The 22,397-nt window shown below is 63.5% G+C and carries 23 protein-coding genes and 2 pseudogenes; 9 read left to right on the top strand and 16 right to left on the bottom strand.

Features of this window, described 5'->3' with window-relative positions; all coding sequences use genetic code 11:
* Window positions 1-260: 260 nt before the first annotated feature.
* On the top strand, window positions 261-1,394 hold the full coding sequence (locus Q7T45_RS09290) for a DUF2778 domain-containing protein (RefSeq protein ID WP_304869990.1): 1,134 nt from the start codon (window positions 261-263) through the stop codon (window positions 1,392-1,394).
* Between the two features lie 4 nt (window positions 1,395-1,398).
* Here Q7T45_RS09290 and Q7T45_RS09285 read toward each other — a convergent pair whose 3' ends face one another.
* Entirely contained in the window at window positions 1,399-2,244 is an 846-nt protein-coding gene (locus tag Q7T45_RS09285; RefSeq protein WP_304869988.1) for an outer membrane protein, read from the bottom strand.
* A gap of 291 nt (window positions 2,245-2,535) precedes the next feature.
* Here Q7T45_RS09285 and Q7T45_RS09280 point away from each other — a divergent pair, with 291 nt between their 5' ends.
* Complete coding sequence (locus Q7T45_RS09280) at window positions 2,536-3,528, top strand: helix-turn-helix domain-containing protein (RefSeq protein WP_304869986.1); 993 nt, start codon at window positions 2,536-2,538, stop codon at window positions 3,526-3,528.
* Window positions 3,529-3,667: 139 nt separating this feature from the next.
* Here the strand turns inward: Q7T45_RS09280 and Q7T45_RS09275 are convergent, their stop codons facing one another.
* A complete protein-coding gene (locus Q7T45_RS09275) occupies window positions 3,668-4,264 on the bottom strand; it encodes a cysteine hydrolase family protein (protein WP_304869984.1) in 597 nt (198 codons plus the stop codon).
* 132 nt (window positions 4,265-4,396) lie between these two features.
* Between Q7T45_RS09275 and Q7T45_RS09270 the strand changes: the two genes are divergently transcribed.
* The gene (locus tag Q7T45_RS09270; RefSeq protein WP_304869981.1) at window positions 4,397-5,239 is read left to right on the top strand and encodes a LysR family transcriptional regulator; all 843 of its coding nucleotides are present in this window, start codon (window positions 4,397-4,399) and stop codon (window positions 5,237-5,239) included.
* A gap of 115 nt (window positions 5,240-5,354) precedes the next feature.
* Here the strand turns inward: Q7T45_RS09270 and groL are convergent.
* Window positions 5,355-6,998, bottom strand: a pseudogene (gene groL, locus Q7T45_RS09265) (chaperonin GroEL).
* A gap of 40 nt (window positions 6,999-7,038) precedes the next feature.
* The gene (locus Q7T45_RS09260; protein ID WP_304869979.1) at window positions 7,039-7,356 is read right to left on the bottom strand and encodes a co-chaperone GroES; all 318 of its coding nucleotides are present in this window, start codon (window positions 7,354-7,356) and stop codon (window positions 7,039-7,041) included.
* A gap of 378 nt (window positions 7,357-7,734) precedes the next feature.
* Here Q7T45_RS09260 and Q7T45_RS09255 point away from each other — a divergent pair, with 378 nt between their 5' ends.
* Both Q7T45_RS09255 and Q7T45_RS09250 read left to right on the top strand, forming a co-directional pair.
* Window positions 7,735-8,019, top strand: coding sequence for an usg protein (locus Q7T45_RS09255; RefSeq protein ID WP_291860270.1), 285 nt, complete (start codon window positions 7,735-7,737; stop codon window positions 8,017-8,019).
* 149 nt (window positions 8,020-8,168) lie between these two features.
* Entirely contained in the window at window positions 8,169-8,726 is a 558-nt protein-coding gene (locus Q7T45_RS09250; RefSeq protein WP_304869976.1) for a cupin domain-containing protein, read from the top strand.
* Between the two features lie 100 nt (window positions 8,727-8,826).
* Here the strand turns inward: Q7T45_RS09250 and Q7T45_RS09245 are convergent, their stop codons facing one another.
* Together Q7T45_RS09245 and Q7T45_RS09240 are read right to left on the bottom strand one after the other, a co-directional pair.
* Window positions 8,827-10,131: a NupC/NupG family nucleoside CNT transporter gene (locus Q7T45_RS09245; protein WP_304869974.1), complete on the bottom strand. Its 1,305-nt coding sequence runs from the start codon at window positions 10,129-10,131 to the stop codon at window positions 8,827-8,829.
* A 207-nt stretch (window positions 10,132-10,338) separates the two neighbouring features.
* Window positions 10,339-10,446: pseudogene (locus Q7T45_RS09240) on the bottom strand (3-oxoacyl-ACP reductase); the annotation flags it as partial.
* A 51-nt stretch (window positions 10,447-10,497) separates the two neighbouring features.
* Between Q7T45_RS09240 and Q7T45_RS09235 the strand changes: the two are divergent.
* Window positions 10,498-10,788, top strand: coding sequence for a BrnT family toxin (locus Q7T45_RS09235; RefSeq protein WP_304869972.1), 291 nt, complete (start codon window positions 10,498-10,500; stop codon window positions 10,786-10,788).
* Window positions 10,769-11,074 carry a BrnA antitoxin family protein gene (locus tag Q7T45_RS09230; protein ID WP_304869971.1) on the top strand — a complete coding sequence of 102 codons (306 nt, stop codon included), beginning with the start codon at window positions 10,769-10,771 and terminating at the stop codon, window positions 11,072-11,074. Before Q7T45_RS09235 ends, Q7T45_RS09230 begins: the two co-directional genes overlap by 20 nt.
* Before the next feature lie 178 nt (window positions 11,075-11,252).
* Here the strand turns inward: Q7T45_RS09230 and Q7T45_RS09225 are convergent, their stop codons facing one another.
* Both Q7T45_RS09225 and Q7T45_RS09220 read right to left on the bottom strand, forming a co-directional pair.
* Entirely contained in the window at window positions 11,253-12,017 is a 765-nt protein-coding gene (locus tag Q7T45_RS09225) for an SDR family oxidoreductase (RefSeq protein ID WP_304869969.1), read from the bottom strand.
* Between the two features lie 16 nt (window positions 12,018-12,033).
* On the bottom strand, window positions 12,034-12,792 hold the full coding sequence (locus Q7T45_RS09220) for a proteasome-type protease (RefSeq protein ID WP_304869967.1): 759 nt from the start codon (window positions 12,790-12,792) through the stop codon (window positions 12,034-12,036).
* 143 nt (window positions 12,793-12,935) lie between these two features.
* On the opposite strand from Q7T45_RS09220, the gene Q7T45_RS09215 reads away from it, so the two are divergent.
* Complete coding sequence (locus Q7T45_RS09215) at window positions 12,936-13,328, top strand: hypothetical protein (protein WP_304869965.1); 393 nt, start codon at window positions 12,936-12,938, stop codon at window positions 13,326-13,328.
* A 9-nt stretch (window positions 13,329-13,337) separates the two neighbouring features.
* Here the strand turns inward: Q7T45_RS09215 and Q7T45_RS09210 are convergent, their stop codons facing one another.
* On the bottom strand, window positions 13,338-14,642 hold the full coding sequence (locus Q7T45_RS09210) for an FAD-binding oxidoreductase (protein ID WP_304869963.1): 1,305 nt from the start codon (window positions 14,640-14,642) through the stop codon (window positions 13,338-13,340).
* Window positions 14,643-14,711: 69 nt separating this feature from the next.
* Between Q7T45_RS09210 and Q7T45_RS09205 the strand changes: the two genes are divergently transcribed.
* A complete protein-coding gene (locus Q7T45_RS09205) occupies window positions 14,712-15,566 on the top strand; it encodes a VOC family protein (RefSeq protein ID WP_304869992.1) in 855 nt (284 codons plus the stop codon).
* A gap of 182 nt (window positions 15,567-15,748) precedes the next feature.
* Here the strand turns inward: Q7T45_RS09205 and Q7T45_RS09200 are convergent, their stop codons facing one another.
* From Q7T45_RS09200 to Q7T45_RS09170, 7 genes are all read right to left on the bottom strand, one after another.
* On the bottom strand, window positions 15,749-16,714 hold the full coding sequence (locus Q7T45_RS09200) for a branched-chain amino acid ABC transporter permease (RefSeq protein ID WP_304869961.1): 966 nt from the start codon (window positions 16,712-16,714) through the stop codon (window positions 15,749-15,751).
* Complete coding sequence (locus Q7T45_RS09195) at window positions 16,711-17,583, bottom strand: branched-chain amino acid ABC transporter permease (protein WP_304869959.1); 873 nt, start codon at window positions 17,581-17,583, stop codon at window positions 16,711-16,713. The genes Q7T45_RS09200 and Q7T45_RS09195 overlap by 4 nt, the downstream gene beginning before the upstream one ends.
* 9 nt (window positions 17,584-17,592) lie before the next feature.
* Window positions 17,593-18,297 (bottom strand): ABC transporter ATP-binding protein, encoded by a 705-nt coding sequence (locus Q7T45_RS09190; RefSeq protein WP_304869957.1) that lies wholly within the window; start codon window positions 18,295-18,297, stop codon window positions 17,593-17,595.
* A 10-nt stretch (window positions 18,298-18,307) separates the two neighbouring features.
* Entirely contained in the window at window positions 18,308-19,063 is a 756-nt protein-coding gene (locus Q7T45_RS09185) for an ABC transporter ATP-binding protein (protein ID WP_304746512.1), read from the bottom strand.
* Between the two features lie 58 nt (window positions 19,064-19,121).
* Window positions 19,122-20,429 carry an ABC transporter substrate-binding protein gene (locus Q7T45_RS09180; RefSeq protein WP_304869955.1) on the bottom strand — a complete coding sequence of 436 codons (1,308 nt, stop codon included), beginning with the start codon at window positions 20,427-20,429 and terminating at the stop codon, window positions 19,122-19,124.
* Between the two features lie 188 nt (window positions 20,430-20,617).
* Window positions 20,618-21,457, bottom strand: coding sequence for a transglutaminase family protein (locus Q7T45_RS09175; RefSeq protein WP_304869953.1), 840 nt, complete (start codon window positions 21,455-21,457; stop codon window positions 20,618-20,620).
* A gap of 198 nt (window positions 21,458-21,655) precedes the next feature.
* Window positions 21,656-22,397 (bottom strand): alpha-E domain-containing protein (locus tag Q7T45_RS09170; protein ID WP_304869951.1); only part of this gene is annotated, 742 nt, incomplete at its 5' end.

Raw genomic sequence — 22,397 nt, 5'->3', positions numbered from 1 at the left:
TGACGCCGGAAGGACGCGGCACCGACTGGTATCCGAAGCTGAATTATTGAAGCGGAACTCGTAAGAATCCCGCGAAATTACGGGCCGCTGCAGTGCATCGGTCTCGCATTCTTGCATGCCCAACATCCGCCCGCACTTAATCGGCATTTAACTAAAAGTCGCCTTAATGACGCTCCGCACCTCTGCGAAATGCTGCATCGAAACGTCTGATGCGCTGCTGCGAAGAGGAACTCAGTGGAAGTTGTCTGGATACGAGGCGAATGAGTTACAGTACGAGTGCGTCCAGGCCATTCGCGGCAAAGAACCATCGGCGTTCATCCCGTAAAGCCAATGCTAACCATATTTTCGGCAGCGCCGCGGTCGCCTGCCTGGTGCTGGGCTGCGCCTGGACGGTTTACACCAACGTATTCGGCGCCAGCATTTATCCGACCCTGGCCAGCGGAAATTTCGATGCGCCGGTGATCCGGCACAAGCAGTCGGTGGCGGCGCGGACCCCGCAAGCCATCGTCAACACGGTGTTCGCCGCGTTGCCCGAACCGGCGCCCATCATCGCCGCGCCCGCGACCATCGCCTCCGCGTCGACGCTGAGATTCGAGGACCGCTTTGCCGCCGCCGCGCCGCAGGGCGTCGAGCCGAAGCCGCAAGCCGCGACGATACAGCTGGCTTCGGCGTCACCGTCGGTCGAAGTTGCAAAACCGGCCGATGCGCCGAAATTGTTCGAAGCCGCCAAACCGAAACAAGCTTCACAAGCGCCTGTGCAGGTTGCGGCCCTCACGCCGACCTCAGCCGAAACCAAACCGGCCAAGGCCACGGGCGTTTCCATCAAGGACATGGCGCAGCGTGCCAAGGCCGCGGTGATGGCGATCGCCGAAAAGCCCAACATGGTTGAAAAACTATGGGGCAAGGAACCAGCGTCGCGTTCGTTGCTGTCCTACGCCTCCGCCGATGTCAGCGCGACCGGCAGCCTGCCGAAGCTGCAGAACCCGATGCTCGGGGGATCGGCGCCCTATGATCGCTCGACCGCGGTCTATGACATTGCGGCGCGCAAGGTCTACCTGCCGGATGGCACCGTGCTGGAAGCGCATTCCGGGCTCGGCGCCAAGAAGGACGACGTCCGCTATGCGCATGTGCGCATGCAGGGCGTAACCCCGCCGCACATCTACGACCTGACGCCGCGCGAGGCGCTGTTTCACGGCGTGCCGGCGCTGCGGCTGACGCCGATCGGCGGCCAGGACAAGATCTTCAATCGCGACGGCCTGCTCGCGCACACCTACATGCTCGGCTCGGGCGGCGATTCCAACGGCTGCATCTCGTTCAAGGATTACTACGCATTCCTGGACGCCTATCGCAAAGGCGGCATCAAGCGGATCGCGGTGGTCGCACGGGTGGAGTGAGCGTCTAACGGCTGCTCCCAGCGGCGAACCTGTAGTTGATCCCGGCCCGGACGATGTCGCCGGAGAAATGGGTGGACGCGAACAGGATTTTCAGCGGCGTCGGCGCAATGGGATCGTTGTACGAATAGGAAACGTCTCCAAGGTCGTAATGAAGATACTCGGCCTTCAATGACCACGGACCCATGCCGTACTCCAGTCCGGCGCCGGCGGCCCATCCCAGCAGCGTCTTGGACGATGACCCTGCGAGGCAAGGCTGGAACGCGCACGAGGTGAAGTTTATCGCGGGTCCGTTTGAAATATTGCTCGTGTGGGTCTCGGTGTGCCCATAGGCAAGCCCACCTGTAGCGAAGGCCAGCAGATTATCGGCGAGGGTTACACCCACACGCCCGCGCACGGTGCCGAGCCAGTCCAGTTTCTGTTCACCGGTGTGTGTGTAAGGCACGAGCGGAACGTTAAAAGGCAACAGAGTCGATACCGACTTGCTGCCCTTGATGGATCCAAAGGAAATGTCGGCTTCGATCCCGAGCACCATCCGGTTGATTTGCCAGTTCGCACCCACCGTCGCGCCGCCGAGAAATCCCGCGGGCTCAAGGTCGTATCGGGCAGGGACTCGGCCGGCGGCGATATTCGGCGCAAAAATCGGTCCTCCGGTAACGTCAATCGAATTGCTCGACCAGCCGTAGCCGGCATGCCCGCCGACATAGAAGCCGGTCCAGTTGTAGACCGTGGCGACGGCCCGTACTGGCGCCTTGAGCGGCATGTCAGCCGCGCTCGCAATGTCACCGCCGGCGGTGGCGCAGACCGCAAGGGCCGCCGGAATGATGAGACCAAATCGCTTTGAATATTGCACGTTATCCCCCAACGGCCGATGTTGCCTGCGCTGATAAAGGCCTGTAGCCGGCCGTTCGTCTTGTGCTCGGCGACCCTTGCCTTGGGCGCGGACGCCCCGCGATATCGATTTCGAGGCATTGTTGCCGCCAGGCCACGCCATCAACCCTTGGATGTGACGAGATTGTTGGCGAAAAGCGAACTGGAATTGGGGTGTCGCGGCCGAAGGGACGCGGGCCTGGTAAGCGGTACTCGACTCCTCCGCACGGAACCGGTTTGATGCGGATAGCAGTACGTACGCGAACAGGTCCTCATGGACGATTCACCCGCAGCCCCGTCCAGGATCGTGTTCAGCTCCAATCAGCTCGGCGAGGACCTCGGCGACGAGGCCCGCTTCCTGCGCTGGCGCGAGATCTATACCTCGCTTTACGGCGACGCCGAGATCAAGCGCTTGGAGGACAGGCCGTTTTCCTCGCACGCCGAATTCATGCAGATCGGTGAGATCGGCATCGCGCAATGCGCCGGCACCTTCGGTCGCTACGCCCGCACCAAACGTCACGTCGCTGGAGATACGCGCGGCGATTTCTTCATCGGCTTCCTGCGCGGGCATTCCCGCATGGCGCTGGCGCAGCATGGGCGTGAATTGACCCTGCAGCCCGGCGAACTCGCATTCTACTCCAACGCCGAATCCTATCAGAACACGCCGGAGGGTCCGAGCATCTCGGCCGGCCTTTGCATCCCGCGCGCGTTGCTGCTGGAGCGAATAGGCAATGCCGAGGATATGTTCGTCAAGCCGCTCGACGCGACGCAGCCCGCCGTTCGGCACCTGCGGCGGTATATGGATTTTGTGCTCGCCAGCGACGAGGTCGCGGCCGATCCGTTGCTGACGAAGCAGGTTAGTGCGACGTTGATCGATCTGGCCGTGCTGGCGCTCGGCGCCGGCGGCGAGGTGGCCGAGATGGCGCAGGCACGGGGCCTGCGCGCCGCGCGACGGCAGCAGGTCGTAGCGGAGATCGCCGCCGGCTTTGCCGATCCGGCGTTTTCGCCGCAGGTCATTGCTGCGAAACTCGGCGTAAGCCCGCGCTACCTCCAGAAGCTGCTGCACGAAACCGGGGCAAGCTTCTCCGAGCGTGTGCTGGAGTTGCGGCTGCAGTGCGCCTGCGGCATGCTGGCGAGCCGGCAGCATGACGATCTCAAGATCAGCGACATCGCCGGGCGAAGCGGCTTCAATGACATCTCGCATTTCAATCATTGCTTCCGCCGCCGCTTCGGCGCTTCGCCGACGGAGTATCGGCGCGGGCTGTGAGCGTTGCGGAGCCTCGAGCCCGGCGCCCGGAGGCATGCCGCCCAGCGCCGGCGCCGCCCCTCTTGGGCAGCTCGGCCACCATGGCTTCGATGGTGATCAGCAGAGCCGAAACCGAGCTGGGTTCTGGATCGGCGCCCGGCTACGCCAGTGCGTCGCCGTCGCGCGCGATAATCGCGAAGCGGTCGGATAACTCGACCAGCGCCACGTCGTGAACCGTTGCGGCGGCAATCGTGCCGCCGCGGCCATCGGGAAGGTCGCGCGTGGCGCAGCTGTTGGCGTCGACAGTGACGCGAAAGCCGAGGTCGAGCGCCGCTCGCGCGGTGGAGCTGACGCACATATGCGTCATGAATCCCGCAAGAATGATGTTCTTGCGCCCGGTCGCGGCGAGGCGCGCCTGCAGATCGGTGCCGGCGAACGCATTTGGCAATTCCTTCTCGACCACCGGCTCACCATCCAGCGGAGCCAGTGCGGATACGATGGCGCCGCGCTCGGCGGCGCGATCGAACAGGCCGCCGGACTTTCCCTTGTGCGCGACGTGAAAGATCGCGGTCCCGCTGTTCCGCGCCCGCGCGAGCAGCCCGGCGGCGTTGGCGATCGCCGCATGGGCATCGGGCAAGGCGAGCGGGCCTGCGAGATATTCGTTCTGCAGGTCGATCAGAACGAGCGAGGCGTCGCTAAGCCGGGGAAGGCTGAGGTCGGCGCCGGCGAGCTGAAGCAGGGTTTTTGCGACGGTCATGGCTGCTGAATTCTCCGTTTGCAGGTGGCTGATCAGTCGAACATAGCGAAAAGCGGCCGGCCCTGACGCAGGAAATATGCCACCAGTGGCTGCAATATTGCAGGATGTGGCGGCTTCGTGATAACGACGAGCATGAATTGGGACGACCTTCGCATCGTTGCCGCGGTTCGGGACGAAGGCACCTATGCCGGCGCCAGCGTGCGGCTGCGCATCGACGAGACCACCGTGGGCCGGCGTCTTGCGCGCATCGAGCGCGCGCTGGGTCTGAGACTGTTCGAGGCCGTCGACGGGGTGCGCAAACCGACCCGGCAATGCGAGGCGGTGCTCGCGCATATCGAGGCGATGGCGGCGCATGTTGCCGACATCAGCAAGGTCGGGGAAAGCCTGCCGGGTCTGACCGGGCGCTTTCGGATTGCGTCCACCAGTGCCATCGCGGAGGAATTGCTGGCTCCGCGCGCCTGCCGTTTGCTGGTACCGAACCCGGGGCTGACCCTGCGTTTCCTCACCTCCAGCGAGAACGTGAAATTCTCGCGCTGGGGTGCCGATCTCGCCATTCGCCTGCGGAAACCAGACAAGGGCGATTTCACGATTTCGAAGCTCGCTGAAGTCAGGCTGTATTTTATCGAGCCGGCCGCCGAGCCCGATTTCGAGCCGGCGATCTGCAGCTATCCGGATGACCTCGACCTCACTCCGGAATCCCAGTTCCTGAAGGCGAGGGGACTGCAACAGCGCGCGCGCTGTATCACGGATAATGTCCGCATCATCCGAACGCTGATCCGGACCCATCAGGCCATCGGCATCCTGCCCGAACATTCTTGCGAGGATTTGCTGTCGGACCGCGGCCTGCGCGCCACGTTGCTGCCGCGGCGCCGTGACGTTTGGCTCCTGGTGCAAAACCATCTCAAGCGCGATTCAGCGGCGCGGGCCGTGATCGACTGGGTCCGCGACTGCTTTCAGGAGCTTTCGAAGGTGTAGGTCGGAGCCCGGAATGACGAACGGCCGCTCGGGGTGCTTCTTGCCCAACGAAAACAAAAACCCCGGCATTGCTGCCGGGGTTCTGCATTCTTGATACTTGCGTAAGTGGCCTGGATCAGAAATCCATGCCGCCCATGCCGCCGCCCGGGGGCATGCCGCCTGCGCCAGCGCCGCCCTTCTTGGGCAGCTCGGCAACCATGGCTTCGGTGGTGATCAGCAGAGCCGCAACCGAAGCTGCGTTCTGGATCGCCGCGCGAACCACCTTGGTCGGATCGATGATGCCCTTCGAGATCAGGTTGACGTATTCGCCCGACTGCGAGTCGAAGCCGTACGAATACTGATCCTTCTCGAGGATCTTGCCGACGATGACGGAGCCGTCTTCGCCTGCGTTGATCGCGATCTGGCGAGCGGGCCAGGACAGCGCCTTGCGGACGATTTCGACGCCGGTCTTCTGGTCGTCGTTCGCGGTCTTGATGCGCTTGAGCTGCTCGGAGGCGCGCAGCAAGGCGACGCCGCCGCCCGGTACGATGCCTTCTTCAACCGCCGCACGGGTCGCATGCATCGCGTCGTCGACGCGGTCCTTGCGCTCCTTGACTTCGATTTCGGTCGCGCCGCCGACGCGGATCACCGCGACGCCGCCCGCGAGCTTGGCCAGACGCTCCTGCAGCTTCTCACGGTCGTAGTCCGAGGTGGTTTCCTCGATCTGCGCCTTGATCTGCGCAACGCGGGCCTCGATGTCGGCCTTCTTGCCGGCGCCGTTGACGATGGTAGTGTTCTCCTTGTCGATCATCACCTTCTTGGCGCGACCGAGCATGGCGAGCGTGACGTTCTCCATCTTGATGCCGAGGTCTTCCGAGATCGCCTGACCACCGGTCAGAACGGCGATGTCCTGCAGCATGGCCTTGCGGCGATCGCCGAAGCCCGGAGCCTTGACGGCGGCAACCTTGAGGCCGCCACGCAGACGGTTGACGACGAGGGTGGCGAGAGCTTCGCCTTCGACGTCTTCCGCGACGATGACGAGCGGCTTGCCGGTCTGGACCACGGCTTCCAGCAGCGGAAGCAGTTCGTTCAGGTTGGAGAGCTTCTTCTCGTTGATCAGGATGTAGGCATCGTCGAACTCGACGCGCATCTTGTCGGCGTTGGTGACGAAGTAGGGCGAGATGTAGCCGCGGTCGAACTGCATGCCTTCGACGACGTCGAGTTCGGTCTCGAGCGACTTGGCTTCTTCAACCGTGATGACGCCCTCGTTGCCGACCTTCTTCATGGCGTCGGCGAGGAACTTGCCGATTTCGGAGTCGCCGTTGGCGGAGATGGTGCCGACCTGGGCGATTTCCTCGTTCGAGGTGACCTTCTTGGAGTTCTTGACGAGGTCGGCGACCACGGCTTCGACAGCCAGGTCGATACCGCGCTTCAGATCCATCGGGTTCATGCCGGCGGCAACTGCCTTGGCGCCTTCGCGGACGATGGCGGCGGCCAGCACGGTCGCGGTGGTGGTGCCGTCGCCGGCAGCGTCGGCCGACTTGGAGGCCACTTCGCGCACCATCTGGGCGCCCATGTTCTCGAACTTGTCCTCAACCTCGATTTCCTAGGCGACGGTGACGCCGTCCTTGGTGATGCGGGGTGCGCCGAACGACTTGTCGAGCACGACGTTGCGGCCCTTGGGACCGAGGGTGACCTTGACCGCGTTGGCGAGGATCTCGACGCCGCGCAGCATGCGATCGCGGGCATCGACGCCGAATTTTACTTCTTTAGCTGACATATGTTGCTTCCTTGAGAATTAGGGGCAGGGGAAAAGGCGCTTAAGCGGCCTTCTTCTTGGCGGCGGGAACGTCGGTGAGGACGCCCATGATGTCGCTCTCCTTCATGATCAGGAGCTCAACGCCGTCGAGCTTGACCTCGGTGCCGGACCATTTGCCGAACAGCACGCGGTCGCCGACCTTGAGGTCGATCGGGATCAGCTTGCCGGCTTCGTCGCGGCCACCGGGGCCGACGGCGGTGATTTCGCCCTGCGAGGGCTTTTCCTTGGCACTGTCGGGAATGATGATGCCGCCAGCGGTCTTCTCTTCGGCGTCGATGCGCTTGACTACAACGCGGTCGTGAAGCGGACGGAATTTCATGCAGTCCTCCTAAGTTTCTGAATCTATTGCAGAGTTTTGAATTTTGGCAGTCTCCGCTAGCGAGTGCCAGCGCGACTGGTGTGGACATAGGCCAGAGTTGTCCGGGGAACAAGGGCTTCTAGCAGAAAAATTGGCACTCAAATATGACGGCTGCCAAAATCATTAATCATGATTAATTCCCGGAACGGAGCGGGAAACCCCGTATTAGCACGTGCGGTAAGCTGCTGCTAACGCACCCTTTTTCAACAGTCCGTTAAACATTTAGGCTTGTGATAAGTGGGTATCGTGCGTCACATTTCTCACATGTGAGCGCATCTCCACCGGGTGGCTCCCGGTCGGCAGCCACCAGATGAATGCGCTCCAGCAATGGAGGTTGGCATGGTCTCGCGGGTTGGCGTTTCCGACGATTTTCGGAAGCAGGTGCTGGGTTACGGGCTGACGACGGCGCAAATTCTGTATCGGATGCCGGATCACCCGTCGTTGCTGCAAACCTACGTCTGGCAGAACTACGATCTTTTCCCGAAATTTCCGGCGCTGAAGGACTTTCTCGCCTTCTGGGAAGAAAAGCTCGAGGGGCCGTTGTTCTCCGTCACCGTGGCGCATTCCAAGCTGATCAAGCCGGCCGAACTGCGCGCCGTCGACGGCGTGTTCCGGCTGCATTGAGCGGGATTTTGTAGGGTGGGCAAAGCGAAGCGTGCCCACCATTGCGAACGCCGATTGATCTGGTGGGCACGGCGCAAGGGCGCCTTTGCCCACCCTACGAATACAATTTTGTGCTAGCCTTTCCCCATAAACGGAAAGGGAGCACCGCAATGGCCAAGCAGAAGCCGACATCACGGGCAGCGAGCCGCAGCGCCGCGTTGAAAAAATCGCAGACACCGAAAGCCGCCGCCAAGTCCGCCGCGCGCAAGATCATCACTTCCAAGGCTGTCACTTCCAAGGCTGTCACGGCCAAGGCGCCGCCAAAGCCCGCCGCCAAACGCCCGAAACAGCGCATCGCCATCAGCCATCACCGCGAAGAGGATTTCAAGGCCGACGGCCTGCGCACCTACGCGCAGTACCGCGATCTCGGCATCGCGGCGGCGAGCCACGGCTTGGCGCATGCGCAGGTGATCCGGCTGATCGGGCCGTGCAATCCGGCCGAGGTTTCAAAACTGCACTTCCACGATGTCGAATTCCAGATGGTCTATGTCCTGAAGGGCTGGGTCAAAACCTACATGGAAGGCCAGGGCGAGACGATGATGAAGGAAGGCAGCGCCTGGACCCAGCCGCCGCGGATCAAGCATCTGATCCTGGACTATTCCGACGACGTCGAATTGCTCGAAGTGATCTTGCCGGCGGAGTTCAAGACGGTGGAGCTGGCGTCGTGATTTCTTTTCGTCATTCCGGGGCGACGCGAAGCGTCGAACCCGGAATCTCGAGATTCCGGGTTCGCGTCTTGCGACGCGCCCCGGAATGACGCCGGTGGCGTCAATTCAACACCCCCATCATCGCGCCCATCAGACACGTCGTCAGCGTGCCCGACACGATCGATTTCAATCCCAGCGCATTGATCTCGTCGCGGCGCTGCGGCGCCATGGTGCCGAGGCCGCCGATCATGATGCCGAGGCTGCCGAAATTGGCAAAGCCGCACATCGCATAGAGCATGATCAGCCGCGAGCGCGGGTCGAGTGCGTCGGTCCCGAGTTTTGAGAGATCGACATAGGCGATCAGCTCGTTGAGCACGGTCTTCACGCCCATCAGGCTGCCGGCGGTGACCGCCTGCGGCCACGGCAGGCCCATCAGCCAGCACACCGGCGCCATGATGGTGCCGAGCATCCGCTGCATCGAGATCGCCGCACCGCCGACCTGCGGCAGCAGCCCGAGCACCGCATTGGCGAGGTAGACCAGCGCCACCAGCACCAGCAGCATCGCGACGATGTTGAGCAGCAGCTCGAGCCCGGCGGTAGTGCCCTTGACGATCGCATCCATGGTCGAGGATGCCTGGATATCCGGATCGGCCTCGGCCACCCTGGAATCGATGAACGCCACGCGGGAATCGCCGCGCGGATCGGCCAGCACGGCGGAGGTGCGCCGGTCCGACGTCTCCGGCACCATGATCAGGCTGACCAGAATCGCTGCCGGTGCCGCCAGCACCGAGGCAATGACAAAATGCGCCGCCGAATCCGGGATCATTGGCGCGAGCAGGGTGGCGTAGAGCACCAGCACGGTACCGGCGATCCCGGCCATGCCGCCGGTCATCACCAGAAACAATTCGCTGCGCGTCAGCCGTGCCAGATAGGGCCGGATGAACAGCGGCGCTTCCACCATGCCGAGAAAGATGTTGGCAGCGGTGGACAAGCCGACCGCGCCGCCGACGCCGAGCGTGCGTTCCAGCAGCCACGACATGCCGCGCACCACCGGCGGCAGGATTTTCCAGTAGAACAACAGCGTGGTCAGCACGCTCATGACCAGCACCACCGGCAGCGCCTGAAACGCGAGGATGAAATCCGCGCCGGGGGCCTTCAGGTCGAACGGCAGCGTGCCGCCGCCGAGATAGCCGAACACGAACGAACTGCCGGCGCGCGAGGCGGCGGAAACGGTCCCGACGGCGTCATTGATGGCGCCGAACGCATGCGCGACCAACGGCAGTTTGGTCAGTGCCACCGCGGTGAGAAAGGTGACGGTGAGGCCGATCGCAGCCTGCCTGGGCGAGACCGCGCGACGGTTCTCACTGAGGGCCCACGCGATCGCCAGCAACGCGACCACGCCGAACGTCGATTGCAGCTGAAGCATGATTCCCCCGAGTCCCCGGGGATTATGGCAGTGTTGAGAATGTGTGGAAAGGCAACGCGTGTCCCGGGTTACGACATTTCAACGCGTCGTCCCTGCGAACGCAGGGACCCATACGCCGTGTCCCCTCGATGAGAACACGGCGGAGATACCTTGAATAACAATTCGCGCCGCGGAGTATGGGTCCCTGCGTTCGCAGGGACGACAAGACTACCCCCGTCCCACGAACGGCATCTTGGTCGCCATGACAGTCATGAACAGCACGTTGGCATCAAGCGGCAGGCTCGCCATGTAGGCGACGGCGTCGCCGACCGCCTTGACACCGCCCAAATGTAACTCCATATTTGTAGTTACAACGAGGCGGCGATAGTGCGCTGGACGTGGGATCGAAACAAGGCAGCTGCCAATCGCGTCAAGCATGGCTTGTCGTTCGAAACCGCCGTGCTGGTGTTTGACGATCCGCTCCACGCGTCAATGCCGGACCCGCACCCGGATGGCGATCGATGGCACACGATCGGGCTCGTTGGGCCGGTGTTGCTGCTGGTGGTTCATACTTGGCCGGAGGCCAGGCCGAAGGAAGCTGAACCGGTCGGCCGCATCATCAGTGCCCGGAAGGCCACCGCGCACGAAAGGAAGGTCTATGAAGAAGGCAATTTCTAAGCGGTTGACGGCTGACCAACTGAAGGAGCTGAAGTCACTTGCCGTCCGGTCTGACGACGCCATCGATACCTCGGATGCGCCGGAGCTCCTCGACTGGTCCGGTGCCAAGCGCGGTCTGTTCTATCGGCCCGTCAAGCAGCAACTGACGCTTCGTCTCGACGCCGATGTGATCGCGTGGTTCAAGGGGCAAACGGCTTCCGGTGAGGGATATCAGACACGCATCAATCGGGCATTGCGCGAATACGTCCAGGGGCAGGCGCCGAAGCGGCGACGATCCCGGGCTTGAAATTACGGAGCGGAGCTTCTGCGTGCTCGCGTTTAATGGTTCGAGAGCGTGTCCCGGACGGGACCCACACAAAGCGGGCATCTCCATGGGCCCCGGCTCAGCAGCGCAGCACCATAGTGCGTCGAAGACGCGCGTAAACGCGCTTACGGCGTCGCGCTGCGTCCGGGGCACGAGAGTTTTAGCCCCGTCCGACGAACGGCATCTTGGTGGCCATGACCGTCATGAACAGCACGTTGGCGTCGAGCGGCAGGCTTGCCATGTAGGCGACGGCGTCGCCGACCGCCTTGGCGTCCATCCGCGGTTCGTGCTTCATCGTGCCGTCGGGCTGCATCACGCCGGGGCCGGCGACCATGCGGTCGGTCATCGGGGTGGCGGCATTGCCGATGTCGACCTGGCCGACGGCGATGTCGTACATGCGGCCGTCGAGGTTGGTGGCCTTTGTCAGACCGGTGATGGCGTGCTTGGTCGAGGTATAGGCCGCCGAGAACGGCCGCGGCGCGTGCGCCGAGATCGAGCCGTTGTTGATGATGCGGCCGCCGCGCGGGGTCTGGTCCTTCATGATGCGGAACGCGTGCTGGGTGCACAGGAACGGCCCGGTCAAATTGGTGTTCACCACCGCCTGCCACTGCGCCAGGCTGAGATCCTCGAAATTCACCGGCGGCGCGCCCATGCCGGCATTGTTGAACAGCAGGTCGAGCCGGCCGTAGACTTCCATCACCTTGGCGAACAACGCGGCGATCGATCCGGGATCGGTCATGTCGGCGGACATGGGCAAGCTCTTGCCGACATTGTCGCCGAGCTTCTGCGTCTCCTGCAGCATTTCCATCCGCCGTCCCGCCAGCACCACGGTAAAGCCGGCGTTCATCAGCGCCAGCGATGCGGCGCGTCCAACGCCAGTGCCCGCGCCGGTCACCACGGCGATCTTGTTTGCTGCCTCGGCCATTTCGTTTCCTTACCTTTTATGTTTTTGGTTCTGTTTCGGTCTTGTAGGGCGGTCTTGGGATGTTCTGATGCGCCGCGCGCAGCGCCGCCGACCAGCGCGAGCGCAGATCGTGGAAATACGGCTCGCCCGCCTCGATGCGGTGGTTGAGATCGGCGTCGCAGACATCCGCCCGCACCACCAGCACGTCGATCGGCAGGCCGACGCCGAGATTGGAGCGCATGGTCGAATCCATCGAGATCAGGCTGGTCTTCAGCGCCTCGTAGAGTTCGACGTCGTAATGCATGGCGCGGTCGAGCACCGGCTTGCCGTATTTGTGCTCGCCGATCTGCAAATACGGCGTGTCGGTGGTGCATTCGATGAAATTGCCGGCCGGATACACCATGAACAGCCGCATCCGCGAGCCCTTGATCTGGCCGCCGAACAGGAACGAGACGTCGAAATTGATGTCCTCGGATTTCAGCGCTTCGCCTTCGGTGGCGTTGACCGCGCGGATGGCGCGGCCGATCCGCTGCGCCGCCTGGAACATGGTCGGCGCGTTCATCAGCGTTTCGAGTTCGCCGGTGTGCGGGTCCTCGAGGCCCTCGGTGAGCGTCGACAGCACCGACTGGCTGATCGCCAGATTGCCGGCGCTGGCGATCGCCATCACGCGCTCGCCGGGCTTGGTGAAGATATGCAGCTTGCGGAAGGTCGAGACGTTGTCGAGCCCGGCATTAGTTCGGGTATCGGCGATCATGACCAGGCCGTCCCGTACCAGCACTCCGCAACAATAGGTCATTCCCGGTCCCCAAACACCAATCGACGCGATCGGCGGGCAACTAGTAGCCAATTTCAGGGGGGCATCCAACCCCAATTCCCCGTGGTGCAGCCATCTCCGAAGGGATAGAAAATCACCCGAGCAATCCGAGACGGGGAGCACCGATGCGAAACCCAATGGTGATCGGCGGCCTGATCGCAAGCGCGCTGTTTCTGGGCGCCTCGGGCGCCCTGGCGGGACCCTGGGAAGACGGCATGGCCGCCTATAACCGCGGCGACTATGTGCCGGCGATCCGGCTGTTTCGCCCGTTGGCCGAGCAGGGCAATCCGAAGGCGCAGAGCGTGCTCGGGAAGATGTACCGCAAAGGGCAGGGGGTCGTACGCAATCCGGCTCAGGCCTTCATGTGGTTCAGCCTCGCGGCCAGGCGCGGGGACGCCAGGGCCAGAGCGGAAATGCGCGAGGTATCGCAGGCCATGACGCCGCAGGAAATCTCGACGGCGAACCAGATGGCGCAGGCCTGCGAAGCGTCGAACTACCGGGCGTGCGAGTATTTTTGAGACGGAAGGTCATGTCATCTCGCGCGCGTCGCGCCGCCGGTAGACCATCAGCATCAGCGGCGCGAGCTTGCGCATGAGTCCATGCGCGGGAATCGCGACCGGCTCGGTGAACGGCAGCGCCAGATCAGCCTCAGCCGTGCCGCGCACCGCCTTCGACAGTTCGTCGCCGAGCGCGATCGACAGCGCCACGGCGCGGCCGTTGCAACCGGTCCAGCCATAGGCATCGGGCCCGAGCCGGTGAATACGCGGCAGGAAGTCCGTGGTCATGCCGACATAGCCATTCCAGACATAGTCGAACGCGACCGGTCCGATCTGTGGCCACAGCCGCTGCAGCCGTTCGCCGACGCGCTGTTTGATCCGTTCCACCTTGTTGCCGGGGCCGATCACGGCGCCTCCGGTGACCAGCCGGTTACGCGCGTCGTAACGGGCGAAGTAGAGTTCGCCATGGGTGTCGGACATCGCCTGCCGGCCGGGGATGATGGTTTTGCGGGCTGCCTCCGACAGCGGCTGCGTCGCCATCTGCCACGACAATACCGGCATCACTTCCTGCGCGATATCGGGCATCAAGGCTTTGGAGAATTCGCCGGTATAGGCGTTGGTCGCCACGATCAGGGCGCGGCCGCTGATCTCGCCCTTTTCGGTTTTGACCACCCAGCGGTCGTTCTTGCGTTCGAACGAGATCGCGGGCGAGCGCGCGTAAATCCGGCCGCCTTGCTCCAGCACGACGCGCGCAAGGCCCCGCGACAGCGCCAGCGGGTTGATGTGGCCACCGGTCTTGTTCCAGAAGCCGCCGAACCAGGCATCGGAGCCCAGCATCTGCCGGGTCTGGTCGCGCGTGAGCATCTCGACGTCGGCGCCGCATTTCGACCATTGCCGCACCCGCCGCTCGGCGATCTTGATGCGTCCTGGCGAATGCACCGGCTGCACCCAGCCGGCCTGTTCCTGCTCGGCCTGGATCTGGTAGCGCCTGGCGACATCGAACAGTGTCGAGGCGCTGTCACGCAGCAGCGCGACGAAACGTTCTCCGACCGCGCCATGTTTCGCGATGATGTCCTCGGGATCGGGCCGCGACAGGGTCGGAATCACCTGTCCGTTGTTGCGCCCCGAGGCGCCCCAGCCGGGCTCCATCGCCTCGACGATGGCGACGTCGACGCCGGCCTCGCGCAGATGCAGCGCCGTCGACAGGCCGGTAAAGCCGCCACCGATCACGATGACGTCGGCCTCGGCAGGCCCGACAAGTTCAGGTAACTGCGGACCTGAAGGCGTTGCCGCGGCCCATAGCGAGTCGGGCCAGCGGACATTTGCGGTATGCATCGCCATGCTTTCCTTGCCGTCGTTGATCTGGTTAGCTTAGAGCCCAATTCATGCCGGGGAAACAGCAGAGTGCCGCTCAAGAATGTCATCGGAATCGATCATGCCGTGGTCATGGTCAAAGACCTCGACGCCGCCGCCGCGAACTGGAAGCGGCTCGGTTTCACCATATCGCCACGCGGTACCCACAGCGCGCATATGGGCACGGGCAACTACACCGTCATGCTCGATCCTGACTACATCGAACTGCTCGGCGTCCTGACCGACACCGGACACAATGCGCCGGCGCGGGCCTTTCTCGCCCACCGCGAAGGCATCGAACGCCTCGCCTTCACGGCGGTGAATTCGGCCGCTGGCGCCGAGGAGATTCGCGCACGCGGCTTCGAGCCCATTGGCCCAACCGATTTCGAGCGCCCGGTGACGATGCCGGATGGCAGCCTGTCGGCGGCCAAATTCACTACCTTTCAATGGCCGGTGGCCGAGGCGCCGGGCGGATTGCGCATCTTCGCCTGCCAGCACAAGACGCGTGAAACCGTCTGGATTCCCGAACTGATGAAACACGCCAACGGGGCGCGGCGTTTGAAACAGGTGCTGATCGCCTCGCCGGAGCCGGCCACGGACGCCGCCCACCTCGTCCGGCTGATCGACGGCAGCACCAGGGCGGAGCCCGACGGTGCCATTGCGGTGCCCTCAGGCTCGGACCGTGCGGATTTTGTCTTTCTCACGAAAGACCAACTGGCCAAGCGCTATCCGGAAGTCTCGTTCGCCGGACTGCCCGAACGCGGCAGCGCCGGCATGGTGATCGCGACGTCGGATCTCGCTGCTGCGGAGAAGGCGGTCGGGAGCGCGGGTGTACGCAGTGCAGGAGCTGTCTGCGTCGCGCCTGCGGCGGCCAACGGGACGCTGCTGGCGTTCGTGGGGGCATAGCGCGGGCTCCCATAGTCGATGAGAGCCTGAGACCTCATCCTGCGGAGCCGCGCGCCTTCGCGCGGCGTCTCGAAGGATGGAAACAGGAACGTGCCAGATGGTTCGAGACGCGCGCCCGGCAGCGTAAGGGCGCTGCCGAACGCGCTCCTCACCATGAGGGAGTGGTGTGTCGCGCGAAAGCCCTACGCCTTTCGCGCCGTCTTCAACCGGTCGAGGATACTTCCCAAAATCCCCTTCGGCAGGAAGATGATGAAAACCACCAGCAGTACGCCGTAGACTAGGTTGTCCCAGCCGACCGCCTTGGTGCCGAAACCGATGCGCAATCCTTCCGCCAGCAGGATGGTGATGACGGCGCCGACGGTCGGTCCGAGCGAAACGTAGAGGCCGCCGACGATGACGGCGAACACCATCTGCAGCGACACCGAGATGCCGCTCACGGTGTCAGGCGAGATGAACATCTGATACTGGCAGTAGAGCGCGCCGGCGAGGGCTGTCATCAGCGCCGAAATCACCGTGATCTTGAGCTTTTCCCAGGTCACGTTGACGCCGGCCGCCGCCGCGGCGTCCTCGTCCTCCGAAATCGCCTCCAGCGCATAGCGGTCCATGCTGCGGTCGACCCATTTCCAGATCGCCAGCCCCACCGCCCAGACCCCGAGCGCGATCAGATACCAGGTGACCTTGTCGTCGAATTGCAGCGCCCAGAGCTGGCTGCCCTTGGTGCGATCCGGCGTGTAGCCGAGCGAGCCGCCGGTATAGTCCCGCGTCGCGGTGATGACCTGCAGCACGATGCCCGACAATGCCAGCGTGACCAGAACGAAATAGTGGCCGGTGATGCGAAAGCGGAAGCACGGATAGGCCACGATCATGGCCAGTATCGCGGCGGCGACCATCGCAATGGGAATGCCGATCCACGGCGAGACCCCGAGATGATTCCACAACAGCGCCGTCACATAGGCGCCGACGCCCATGAAGCCGCCATGCCCGAGCGATACCAGGCCGAAGCGGCCCATCATCGACCATGACGTATAGGCGAACGACCAGATCAGGATCAGGATCAGGATATGCAGATGGTAGGGCTCGCGATAGACGAACGGCAGCGCGATCAGGGCCGCGCCGGCGATCCAGGGGAGGGACTGTTTTGCGGTCACGAGCGCCTCGCCAGCAGGCCGGCGGGCCGGATGAACATCATGACGATGAAGAAGGCGAAGGCCAGCACGTAGCCCCATTCGAGATCGGAAAACAGCCCGCCGAGCGAGATGATCTCGGCGAACACGAACGCCGCCACGAAGCCGCCGACGAAATTACCGAGCCCGCCCAGCACGACGATCAGGAAGGTGATCGGGCCGAACGACAGCCCGACGAAGGGGTGGATGTCGTATTGCAGCACCAGCAGGCAGGAGGCGAGGCCGGCGAGCGCGCCGCCCAGCGCCGAGGTGATGAGATAGATCCGGCGGGTATCGACGCCCATCAGCGCCATGATCTGGCGATCCTGCGAGATGGCGCGGATCGCGGTGCCGACATAGGTCTTCTTCATGAAGTAATAGACCAGCGTCATGCCGATCAGGGCCGCCGCGAACGCCAGCAGGCGGGAATAACTGAAATGCATCTCGGCGAATTTCAGCACCGGCATCCTGATGCCGAGGTTGCGGAAGTCGATGCCGAACGCGACGGTAGCGAAACTCTGCAGCACGAACAGCACACCGCCGGTGGCGAGCAACTGGTTGATCGGCGGCGCCGTGAGCAGGGGGGCGATCACCAGCAGATGCAGCAGTGCGCCCAGCCCCGCGACCAGCAGGATGGTGAAGGGGGCGGCCACGTAATAGGGCAGTCCGAACACCTGGACCATGTAGTACATGCCGTACATGCCGATCATGACCAGTTCGGCGTAGCAGATCCAGGTGACGTCGATGACACCGAAGATCAGGTTCAGCCCCAGCGCCAGCAGCGCCAGCACGCCGCCGAGCAGGATGCCGTTCACCATGGCTTCGAGCAGGTAGATGTCGAAGATTTCGGTCATCGTTGGTACCTACACTCCGAGATAAGCTTGACGGATCGAATCGTTCGCCAGCATCTCGCTGGAGCTGCCGGAGGCGCGGATCGAGCCCGCTTCCAGCAGATAGGCGCGGTCCACCACCTTCAGCACCTGCTGCACGTTCTGCTCGACGATCAGCACGGTCAGTCCGCCCGCCCGAATGCGCTTCACCAGTTCGAACACCTGCTGCACCACGACGGGTGCCAGGCCCGCCGAAGGTTCGTCGAGTAGCAGCAATTTCGGATCGGACATCAGCGCGCGGCCGATCGCGCACATCTGCTGCTCACCGCCCGACATGGTGCCGGCCATCTGGTGGCGGCGTTCCTTCATGCGCGGAAACAGGTCGAACACGAATTCCAGCCGTTCGGCGAAGCGCGCCCGCGCTTCCGGCATGAAGGCGCCCATCTTGAGATTGTCTTCCACCGTCAGGCGGGGAAACAGCCGGCGGTTTTCCGGCACATGCGCGATGCCGAGGCTGACGATGCGATGCTCCGGCGTCTTCAGGATATCGGTGCCTTCCATCGAGATGGAGCCGGCGCGCGGCCGGATCAGGCCGGAGATCACCCGCATCAACGTGGTCTTGCCGGCGCCATTGGGGCCGATCACGCCGACGGCTTCGCCTGCCTTGACGTCGAGGCTGACGCCGAACAGCGCCTGGAAGGTGCCGTAGCCCGCATCGATCGATTTCAGTTCCAGCATGCGCGCTCCCCTATCGACGCGCTTCGGCGGCTGCGGCCTGCGTCGCAACGGCGTCGGTGCCGAGATAGACCTCGACCACCCGCGGATCGCTCGACACCTGGCTCGGCAGCCCCTCGGAAATCTTCTCGCCGTGATCCAGCACCATCACGCGATCGACCACCCGCATCAGCACGCCCATGATGTGCTCGACCCAGATGATGGTGATGCCGAGTTCGTCGCGAATCTTGCGCAACATGTCGGCGGCCTGGTCCATCTCGTTCTCGTCGAGCCCGCCCAGGCTTTCGTCGGCCAGCAGCAGTTTGGGGCCGGTCGCCAGCGCTTTTGCCAACTCCAGCTTTTTCAGGCCGGCGGCGCCGAGGCCGTCGACCAGTGCGTGGCGGTCGGTGGTCAGGCCGACCATGCCGAGCGCGCGCTCGGCGGCTTCCTCGGCCTTGATGCGGCTGTGCTTGCCCTGGCCGAAATAGCCGGCCAGCGCCACGTTCTCGAACATCGTCAGCCGGTGGAACGGCCGCGGAATCTGGAAGGTGCGGCCGATGCCGCGATTGATGATGCGATGCGGCGCGAGGCCCGAGATCTCGGTGCCGTCGAACTGCATCGAGCCCGCCGACGGTGCAAAGGTGCCGGACAGCATGTTGAAGATCGTGCTCTTGCCCGAACCGTTCGGGCCGATCAGGCCGAGAATCTCGCCCTGTTCGACCCGAAACGACACCTGGTTGACGGCCGTGAAGCCGCCAAACCGCTTTACCAACCCCTCAACTACCAGCACGACGGTCCCTTATGTTTTGTCCTTGAGTTTTTCTTGGGACTTGCTCTTTTTGGGACGTCTACTTGTTGCTGTAGGTCGAGCCCGCCGGCAGCGGCAGCACGGCCTCGCGTTGCGCCTGGCTCTTCGGCCACACCACCGACGACTTGTCGTCGATGTACTGGATGACCACCGGGAACGAACGCTCGTTCTGTCCGGCCATCGGGCCGTCCCCCTGGAGCTTGACGCCGAAACCGAGCATCGTGCCGCCCTCGGGAAGGTCGACTTCCAGCGCCGCCTTGCGCAGGGCTTCCGGATCGACGCCGCCATATTTCTTGATGGCGCGCGGCAGCACTTCGGTCAGGAAGACGTAGGTGTTCGACGCGGCCATGCCGACATGCGCCGAGCGGATGGCGATGCCCGGCTTGGCCTTGTCGAACTCCTCGCCGACCATCTTGATGACCGGCGGCAGCTTCGGATCCATGGTTTTCTGGTTGGCGAGCCAGATCGAGATCGGGTCGACGTTGAAGAAGTGGTTGACGTCGCCGCCGAGACCTTCCTTCAGCTTCTCGTAGACGCCGTAGCCGGCGCCATGGCCGATCAGCGCGCCGAATTTCAGGCCCTGTTCGCGCGCCTGGCGCAGCAGCAGCGTGATGTCGGGGTTGTAGCCGGTGTGGAAGATCACATCGGGCCGGGCGCGCTTCAGCTTGGTGACCAGCGCCGACAGGTCGGGCGCGGTGGCCGCATAACCTTCCTTCAGCACCACGTCGAAGCCGGCTTTCTTGGCGCCCGCCACATTGCCCTTGGCCACGTCGACGCCATAGGCGCCGTCCTCGTGGATGATGGCGACGCGCAGGTCCTTCGGCTCCTTGCCGAATTTGGCCTTGGAGTTGTTGGCGATGAAATCCATCGCGATCAGGCCGAACTGGTCGCCGCTCGCCTGCGGGCGGAAGATGTATTTGAAGTTCTTGTTCTCGAGCACGGCCGAGGAAATGCAGGTGGTGATCCACATGAACTTCTTGAGCTGCTCGACGCGGGCGGCCACCGGCACGCACTGCGCCGACGAGAAGAAGCCGAGCAGCATGTCGACCTTTTCCTGCTCGATCAGCCGGATCGCCTCGTTGATGGCGACGTCGGGCTTGCTTTGGGCGTCGGCGTAGACCGCCTCGACCTTGTAGCCCTCGACCAGTTTCTTGGCGTAGGAGTCGAGCATGATCTTGGCGCCGATGTATTGCAGCTCCGAGCCGCCGCCGGCGAGCGGGCCGGTAAGGTCGTAAATCACGCCGATCTTGATCTTCTTTTCCTGGGCCTGGGCGGAAGCCGCCATACCCAGCGCCGCGATCGCGGCCACGAGCCCACCAATCACGCGGGCAGCCTTACGCACCGGCATCAAAACCTCCCCTGGAAAATTGTGCATTGCGCTTATTATTTTTTGTAGTGGCCCATCACACGGGGAGTGCCGACCGATGTCAAGCGGCAAGCGTCGTTCAGCCGGCACAAGGACGCCGAACATCATGTCACACGCCGGGAAGATGCATTTCCGCCGGCGTGCAATTGCGCGGCGCGGAATGAACGGCGTTACGACTGGCTTTGCGACTGGCCCTGCCGTCCGCCGACCTGTTCGACCCTGACCGCGACCGACAGGGTTTCCATGCCGCCGCCGTAGCGGGTGCCGCGTACCGGTGCTGCGCCGAGGTAATCGAGGCCGATGGCGACGCGGGCATGGGCGTCGGTGGTGCAGATGGCGTTGGCCGGATCGAACCCGACCCAGCCGAGATCCGGAACGTACGCTTCCGCCCAGGCATGGCCGGCCTGCTGCTGGACCATGCCGTCGGAGCGCAGGAAATGCCCGGCGACGAAACGCGCCGGCACGCCGCCGGTGCGCGCGCAGGCGATGAAGATATGCGCGTAGTCCTGGCACACCCCGCGCTTGCCGGCGAAGGCTTCGGCCGCCGAAGTGCCGCTGTTGGTGGGGTCTTCGTCGAACGTCATGTGCTCGTTGATCTGCATCATCAGCGCATGCAGGAAGCCGAGCACATCGCTTTCCGATTCCGAGCGCAGCTCGCGCGCGAAGTTCGCCATCGCCGGATTGACCAGCGTCAGATCGGTCGAACGCAGGAACAGGCTCGGCGGAAAGCGCTCGTCGGTGCCGCGCAGCACGCCGCCGGTATCGTGGGTCTCGATCAGGCCCTCGACCGTGATGGTGAGGTCGGCGATCGCGCCCTCGGTCAGGACATGCGTGACATTGCCGAACGCGTCCTGGTGCACCTGCAGCCGGGAGTCGGTGCTGACGTCGATCTGCCATTCGGCAACGTATTGGCCGTCATGGCTGCCCGGCGTCATGCGCAGAATCTGAATCACGCCGGTGGCCGGCGGCTCATAGCGATAGCTGGTGGAATGGGCAATTCGCAGGCGCATGATGGACCAGGGTTCAGGTTCAGAGTGGATACTAGAACAGAAAGCTCGTCATGTCCGGGCAGTAGCGCGAAGCGCGTCTTCGCGCTAGATGACCCGGGCATCCACGTCTTTCTTCGTAACTCATCTCGCAAGCAAGACGTGGATGGCCGGGTCAAGCCCGGCCATGACGATTGGCGTGTGGTTCCGGGTTCGAATTCATCAAATCAGATACTGCTTGGTGATGATTTCGCCGAGCCGGGCGTTATCCAGAATGAACTCCTGGATGAATTCATGCACCCCGTGCTGGAAGATGTCGTCCATGTGGCTGTGTTCCAGCCGGTTGCGGACGCCGCGGGCATGGCGCTGGGCGGCGCCCTGGCGGCCATAGGCGACGCCGATCTGGTCGAGATTGCGCACCAGATTGCCGTAGCAGCTCGCCAGCGAGCGCGGCAGCGAATCATTGAGGATTAACAGGTCCGCGATCAGCCACGGCTTCAGGGTCTCGCGATAGACCCAGTGGTAGGCCGTGAGCGCCGAGACCGAGCGCAGGATCGAGGTCCACTGATAGTAATCGAGCGGGCCGCCGACATGCTCCTCCTCGGGCAGCAGCACGTGATATTTGACGTCGAGGATGCGGGCGGTGTTGTCGGCGCGCTCCAGATGCAGACCGAGCCGCGAGAACCAGTAGGCGTCGTTGCGCAGCATGGTGCGGTAGGCCGAGCCGTCGTAGCGCAGCGAGGATTCCTGCACCCAGCGCAGGAAGCGGGACAATTCCTCGCGCGAGGTCGGGCCATTGCCGTAGCGCTTGAGTTCGAGCCAGGCGCCGTTGATCGCGTCCCACATCTCGACGGTGAGTGCGGTGCGCACGGCGCGGGCATTGGTGCGCGCAGCCTCGAAACAGGAGCGGATCGAGGACGGATTGTCGATCGAGAAAGCGAGGAAGTCGGTGACGTTTTCCTCG

It is taken from the genome of Bradyrhizobium sp., from assembly GCF_030646015.1.
Lineage (GTDB): Bacteria > Pseudomonadota > Alphaproteobacteria > Rhizobiales > Xanthobacteraceae > Bradyrhizobium.
This window is presented reverse-complemented; position numbering and strand designations above follow the sequence as displayed.

Excerpts from the sequence above, each read along its gene's own strand:
- Q7T45_RS09290 (WP_304869990.1), top strand. The coding sequence starts at position 261 with ATGAGTTACAGTACGAGTGCGTCCAGGCCATTCGCGGCAAAGAACCAT.
- Q7T45_RS09280 (WP_304869986.1), top strand. The coding sequence starts at position 2,536 with ATGGACGATTCACCCGCAGCCCCGTCCAGGATCGTGTTCAGCTCCAAT.
- Q7T45_RS09275 (WP_304869984.1), bottom strand. The coding sequence starts at position 4,264 with ATGACCGTCGCAAAAACCCTGCTTCAGCTCGCCGGCGCCGACCTCAGC.
- Q7T45_RS09270 (WP_304869981.1), top strand. The coding sequence starts at position 4,397 with ATGAATTGGGACGACCTTCGCATCGTTGCCGCGGTTCGGGACGAAGGC.
- Q7T45_RS09260 (WP_304869979.1), bottom strand. The coding sequence starts at position 7,356 with ATGAAATTCCGTCCGCTTCACGACCGCGTTGTAGTCAAGCGCATCGAC.
- Q7T45_RS09255 (WP_291860270.1), top strand. The coding sequence starts at position 7,735 with ATGGTCTCGCGGGTTGGCGTTTCCGACGATTTTCGGAAGCAGGTGCTG.
- Q7T45_RS09250 (WP_304869976.1), top strand. The coding sequence starts at position 8,169 with ATGGCCAAGCAGAAGCCGACATCACGGGCAGCGAGCCGCAGCGCCGCG.
- Q7T45_RS09245 (WP_304869974.1), bottom strand. The coding sequence starts at position 10,131 with ATGCTTCAGCTGCAATCGACGTTCGGCGTGGTCGCGTTGCTGGCGATC.
- Q7T45_RS09230 (WP_304869971.1), top strand. The coding sequence starts at position 10,769 with ATGAAGAAGGCAATTTCTAAGCGGTTGACGGCTGACCAACTGAAGGAG.
- Q7T45_RS09225 (WP_304869969.1), bottom strand. The coding sequence starts at position 12,017 with ATGGCCGAGGCAGCAAACAAGATCGCCGTGGTGACCGGCGCGGGCACT.
- Q7T45_RS09220 (WP_304869967.1), bottom strand. The coding sequence starts at position 12,792 with ATGACCTATTGTTGCGGAGTGCTGGTACGGGACGGCCTGGTCATGATC.
- Q7T45_RS09215 (WP_304869965.1), top strand. The coding sequence starts at position 12,936 with ATGCGAAACCCAATGGTGATCGGCGGCCTGATCGCAAGCGCGCTGTTT.
- Q7T45_RS09210 (WP_304869963.1), bottom strand. The coding sequence starts at position 14,642 with ATGCATACCGCAAATGTCCGCTGGCCCGACTCGCTATGGGCCGCGGCA.
- Q7T45_RS09195 (WP_304869959.1), bottom strand. The coding sequence starts at position 17,583 with ATGACCGAAATCTTCGACATCTACCTGCTCGAAGCCATGGTGAACGGC.
- Q7T45_RS09190 (WP_304869957.1), bottom strand. The coding sequence starts at position 18,297 with ATGCTGGAACTGAAATCGATCGATGCGGGCTACGGCACCTTCCAGGCG.
- Q7T45_RS09180 (WP_304869955.1), bottom strand. The coding sequence starts at position 20,429 with ATGCCGGTGCGTAAGGCTGCCCGCGTGATTGGTGGGCTCGTGGCCGCG.
- Q7T45_RS09175 (WP_304869953.1), bottom strand. The coding sequence starts at position 21,457 with ATGCGCCTGCGAATTGCCCATTCCACCAGCTATCGCTATGAGCCGCCG.